Source organism: Georgenia sp. Z2081, from assembly GCF_055326445.1.
In genome coordinates this window covers 1-5,392 of record NZ_JBUZNK010000022.1, presented here as the reverse complement: position 1 = coordinate 5,392, position 5,392 = coordinate 1, and the positions used below count along the sequence as shown (strand labels likewise).

The following is a 5,392-nucleotide window of genomic DNA, read 5'->3' as shown; positions in this document are numbered from 1 at the left end:
GGCTCTTCACATTCGAGGGTGTAGTTGGGGTCGGAATCCGCCCGTCTCGAGTAGTGATCGGGCGATGTAGTTGGTCAGGTTGCGGAAGCCGAGGGCCGAGCCGCGCAGGTGCTCGAGCCTGCCGTTCATGGCCTCGGTGGGGCCGTTGGACGTGCCGGGCCGGTCGAAGTAGGCGAGCACGTCGGCGGCGCGGCGCTTCAGGGTCCTGCCCAGCTTGCGCAGCTCGGTCAGGGCGGCTGGCACGGTGGAGCTGACGGAGTCGATGAGCTGGGCCATGAGCTGGCGACCATGTGCGCGGTCGGGGACGCGGTAGGCGGCGATCATGCGCTGGTAGACGGCCCAGGCGGCCTCGACCGCTACGTGGGTGTCGCCGTCGAACAGGCCCTCCAGGCGCTGGGACTGCTTCTCGGTGAGCAGGTCGGCGCCGGTGTGCAGGGTCCGGCGGGCGGCGTAGAGCGGATCGCCCTTGCGGCCCCGGTGCCCGCAGGTGTCCTGCTGGACACGGCGCCGGCAGTCATCGAGCGCGTCGCCAGCGAGGCGGACCAGGTGAAAAGGATCCATGATGGCGACCGCGTCGGGCAGCTCTTCGGCGGCGGCGGTCTTGAACCCGGTGAAGCCGTCCATCGCGACGATCTCGACCCCGTCGCGCCAGTCCTGCGGCCGGCCCGCGAGCCACTGCTTGAAGGCGTGTTTCGAGCGGCCCTGGACCATGTCCAGCAGCCGGGACGGGCCGGTCCCCTCGCGAACAGCGGTGAGGTCGATGATCACGGTCACGAACCTGTCGCCGCGGCGGGTGTGGCGCCAGACATGCTCGTCGACACCGATGGCGCTGACGCCGTCGAACCGGGTCGGATCATCGATGAGGACGCGGCGTCCTTCGGTCAGGACCGCGGCGTTGGCGGTGTTCCACGAGACCCCCAGCCCCTCGGCGACACGAGCGACACTCAAGTGCTGGCACACGATCCCTTCCAGCGCCCACCGCAACCCGCGGCGGGAGAGCCGCGCGCGCGGCTCGGCCGCGGCGGTCGTGTCCTGACGCCACACGTGCCCGCAGCCCGTGCACCGGTACCGACGCACCCTCACCTCCAGCGTCGTGGGACGCCACCCCAGCGGCTCGTGAGCGAGCTCGCGCGTGACGGTGTCCCGCGCGACGCCCTCGCACCCGCACCGCCGGCACCAGCTGTCCGGTTCGACGACCCGGCAGGCCAGGACCGCCCGACCAGGCTCGATGCGCTGGCCGACGACCTCCAAGCCGAGCTCGTCCAGACGAGCGAACGTGGTCAGATCAGGGCGGGCGAAGGTAGCGTCAGGCACGTCGAGGTCTTCCCGGTGGGTGGCGTGAGAACCCCCATCATCGGAAGACCTCGACCCCTATCTGGACGCTGACACGCCGGCACCTCGCTCACCACCGCGCCAGGCCGTCTACACCCTCAATCCGGAAGAGCCGCATTGATACGGGTTACGTCTCGGGTGACGGGTCGCTGGAGCTATGGGAGCCCGAGCAGCGTCAGGCCTCCATCGACCTGGTCGGGGTGACGTACGACGGTGCGGAGGTCGACGTGAACGACATGCGCGGTGAGGTGGTGGTGGTGAATTTCTGGTATGCGGCCTGCCCGCCGTGCCGGGCTGAAGCCGACGATCTGGCGGCGATCCACCAGGACTATGCCCCCCAGGGTGTAGAGATGCTGGGAGTCAATCCGCGCGACGACGTCGCGACCGCTCAAGCCTTTGAGCGGACCTTCGAGGTCCCCTACCCCTCTGTGCACGACAGCGGAGCTGCCGCAGTCGCCGCCTTCCAGGGGCTTGTGCCGCTCCAGGCCATGCCCACCACCGTGGTCCTGGACCGGCAGGGGCGGGTGGCCGCGCGCGTCATGGGACAGATCGATCCGACCGTTCTGCGCGGCCTCATCGACGACACCCTCGCCGAGGAGGCCTGACAGCGATGCTCTGGGACCAGCTCGGGTCTACCTTTGCCAGCACGGTTCTCACCGGGCCGATGCTCGCCGCACTCCCGGTCGCGCTGATCGCCGGCTTCATCTCCTTCGCCTCTCCCTGCGTGCTGCCCCTACTGCCTGGCTACGTCGGCTATCTCAGCGGAATGGCCGGAGCGACGGCGCCTGGCGGGCACGGCGGAGGGACGCAACGCACGAAGGTGCGCGACGGGCGGCTGCTCGCCGGTGCGCTGCTGTTCGTTGCCGGCTTCACCGCTGTGTTCGTGCTGCTCGGCGTGGTGTTCGCCTGGCTCGGGATCCTGCTGGCCCCGTGGGTGGAGACGATCACGCGAATCCTTGGCGCGCTCGTCGTGCTCATGGGGCTGGCATTCATGGGGTACATCCCCATGCTGCAGAGCGACCGACGCTTGCGCCTGGCCCCGCGTCAAGGGATCTGGGGAGCCCCACTGCTCGGCGTCGTCTTCGGGCTGGGATGGGCGCCGTGCATGGGACCGACCTTGGCCGCCGTCCTGAGCCTGGCGTTCAGCGAAGCCGACCCCGCCCGCGGCGGCGTCCTCGTGCTGGCCTACAGCCTCGGCCTCGGTATCCCGTTCGTCGCTGGGGCGATGCTGCTGTCCCGCTCGCGCCGGGCGCTGGATCTCCTGCGCCGCCACCGTCTCCTCTTCCAACGACTTGGCGGAGGCTTGCTCGTGCTCCTCGGACTCGCCATGGTCACCGGGGTGTGGAGCTGGCTCTCGGGGTACCTCCAGGGCCTGGTCGCCAACTTTCAGACCCTGGTATGACCGGGCACCGCTTGTGCTGACGCAGATCCTTCGGCACTCCCGGATGAGACATGCTCGAGCCCGGGACGAAATACCCAGATCCACCTGGGCAACGGTTGCCTACCATGTGCCGGCCCCCCAGGACATGAAGCCGTCCGGTCCTGGCAGCCAGCACCGTCGGACAGGAGAAGAAGCGTGAAGAGACTTGCCGCAACGATCCCGGCGTTGGTACTGATCCTGGCTGGCTGCTCGACCGCAGACACCAGCGACGAGCAGTCCGTGGAGGGCGCTGAAGAAGGGTTTCTCGCCGCCCACGGCCTGGACGGGATGGAAGTCCCGGAGATGATCGACCATCTTGACCGCCTGGGCGGTCAAGAACGCCCCACCAGCTACATGGCATCCATCCGGTCGGAGGAACTGCTGTTCTCCGACGGGCAGCAGGACTTCGCCCTGGACATGCCTGACGACCTGTTCTACCTCTCCGTGGCCCCGTACGTGAACCAGACGCACGACTGCTACTACCACAGCCTGACCACCTGCCAGGGGGAGCTCACCGGCCAGGACATCCAGGTGCGGATCCTGGACCAGGCAAGCGGTGAAGAGCTCGTAAACGACGAGATGACCACCTTCGACAACGGCTTCGCAGGCTTCTGGTTACCGCGCGACGTCGAAGGAACCATCGAGATCACCTATGACGGCTTGACGGGAACGGCGGACTTCTCCACCACCGACGACGGGGCCACGTGCCTCACAGACCTTCAGCTCGCCTGACCCCACCGCATGCATGTGATTGACGGTGCTGCTGTGTGGCCGCGATGGGCCGCGTTGGAGATAGCCCAGCCGGCTGGGGGGCCAGCCGAGCATCCAGGAAATGGTGCGTCCAGGGGGGAGGGCGGCATTTCCAGCCGCTCCCGCCCGGGCTGCTCGGTCCGGGCCCTCTTTCATCGACCTACCAGGGACGATCGGTGGTTCGATCGAGAAACGGGTGTCGTGAGCGGTGGTGTCGCCCGTGTTGCCGATGTAGAGCTTGAAGGCCGTCGGCTCGTCCTTGTTGCCCGGGATATCCACCCACAGACGAGGGAGGCGTGCCTCGTGGGCAGCATCCGCTGCGAGCTGTGTCTGTGTCTGTGTCTCTGCAGAGTTCGCGGAGCGTTCGGCACTCCGGGAGGACCGCCCGGCGATGACGAGTGAGCCGATGGCGATTCAGGCCGAGGGTGTTCATGGGTGATTCCTGGCTCTTCACATTCGAGGGTGTAGTTGGGGTCGGAATCCGCCCGTCTCGAGTAGTGATCGGGCGATGTAGTTGGTCAGGTTGCGGAAGCCGAGGGCCGAGCCGCGCAGGTGCTCGAGCCTGCCGTTCATGGCCTCGGTGGGGCCGTTGGACGTGCCGGGCCGGTCGAAGTAGGCGAGCACGTCGGCGGCGCGGCGCTTCAGGGTCCTGCCCAGCTTGCGCAGCTCGGTCAGGGCGGCTGGCACGGTGGAGCTGACGGAGTCGATGAGCTGGGCCATGAGCTGGCGACCATGTGCGCGGTCGGGGACGCGGTAGGCGGCGATCATGCGCTGGTAGACGGCCCAGGCGGCCTCGACCGCTACGTGGGTGTCGCCGTCGAACAGGCCCTCCAGGCGCTGGGACTGCTTCTCGGTGAGCAGGTCGGCGCCGGTGTGCAGGGTCCGGCGGGCGGCGTAGAGCGGATCGCCCTTGCGGCCCCGGTGCCCGCAGGTGTCCTGCTGGACACGGCGCCGGCAGTCATCGAGCGCGTCGCCAGCGAGGCGGACCAGGTGAAAAGGATCCATGATGGCGACCGCGTCGGGCAGCTCTTCGGCGGCGGCGGTCTTGAACCCGGTGAAGCCGTCCATCGCGACGATCTCGACCCCGTCGCGCCAGTCCTGCGGCCGGCCCGCGAGCCACTGCTTGAAGGCGTGTTTCGAGCGGCCCTGGACCATGTCCAGCAGCCGGGACGGGCCGGTCCCCTCGCGAACAGCGGTGAGGTCGATGATCACGGTCACGAACCTGTCGCCGCGGCGGGTGTGGCGCCAGACATGCTCGTCGACACCGATGGCGCTGACGCCGTCGAACCGGGTCGGATCATCGATGAGGACGCGGCGTCCTTCGGTCAGGACCGCGGCGTTGGCGGTGTTCCACGAGACCCCCAGCCCCTCGGCGACACGAGCGACACTCAAGTGCTGGCACACGATCCCTTCCAGCGCCCACCGCAACCCGCGGCGGGAGAGCCGCGCGCGCGGCTCGGCCGCGGCGGTCGTGTCCTGACGCCACACGTGCCCGCAGCCCGTGCACCGGTACCGACGCACCCTCACCTCCAGCGTCGTGGGACGCCACCCCAGCGGCTCGTGAGCGAGCTCGCGCGTGACGGTGTCCCGCGCGACGCCCTCGCACCCGCACCGCCGGCACCAGCTGTCCGGTTCGACGACCCGGCAGGCCAGGACCGCCCGACCAGGCTCGATGCGCTGGCCGACGACCTCCAAGCCGAGCTCGTCCAGACGAGCGAACGTGGTCAGATCAGGGCGGGCGAAGGTAGCGTCAGGCACGTCGAGGTCTTCCCGGTGGGTGGCGTGAGAACCCCCATCATCGGAAGACCTCGACCCCTATCTGGACGCTGACACGCCGGCACCTCGCTCACCACCGCGCCAGGCCGTCTACACCCTCAATCCGGAAGAGCC

General features: G+C 68.7%; 5 protein-coding genes. 3 read left to right on the top strand and 2 right to left on the bottom strand.

The features are described 5' to 3' along the window. Positions 1-6: 6 nt before the first annotated feature. Positions 7-1,314, bottom strand: a complete 1,308-nt coding sequence (locus tag ACZLKG_RS16530) for an ISL3 family transposase (RefSeq protein WP_463648948.1) — start codon at positions 1,312-1,314, stop codon at positions 7-9. A gap of 218 nt (positions 1,315-1,532) precedes the next feature. On the opposite strand from ACZLKG_RS16530, the gene ACZLKG_RS16525 reads away from it, so the two are divergent. The 3 genes from ACZLKG_RS16525 to ACZLKG_RS16515 all read left to right on the top strand — a co-directional run bounded on the left by ACZLKG_RS16525 (position 1,533) and on the right by ACZLKG_RS16515 (position 3,484). Continuing rightward, positions 1,533-1,937: a TlpA family protein disulfide reductase gene (locus tag ACZLKG_RS16525; protein WP_463649351.1), complete on the top strand. Its 405-nt coding sequence runs from the start codon at positions 1,533-1,535 to the stop codon at positions 1,935-1,937. Between the two features lie 5 nt (positions 1,938-1,942). Next, complete coding sequence (locus tag ACZLKG_RS16520) at positions 1,943-2,734, top strand: cytochrome c biogenesis CcdA family protein (RefSeq protein WP_425710223.1); 792 nt, start codon at positions 1,943-1,945, stop codon at positions 2,732-2,734. A 174-nt stretch (positions 2,735-2,908) separates the two neighbouring features. Continuing rightward, the gene (locus ACZLKG_RS16515) at positions 2,909-3,484 is read left to right on the top strand and encodes a CueP family metal-binding protein (protein WP_463649350.1); all 576 of its coding nucleotides are present in this window, start codon (positions 2,909-2,911) and stop codon (positions 3,482-3,484) included. 468 nt (positions 3,485-3,952) lie between these two features. Here ACZLKG_RS16515 and ACZLKG_RS16510 read toward each other — a convergent pair whose 3' ends face one another. After that, positions 3,953-5,260 (bottom strand): ISL3 family transposase, encoded by a 1,308-nt coding sequence (locus tag ACZLKG_RS16510; RefSeq protein ID WP_463648948.1) that lies wholly within the window; start codon positions 5,258-5,260, stop codon positions 3,953-3,955. Positions 5,261-5,392: the final 132 nt, after the last annotated feature.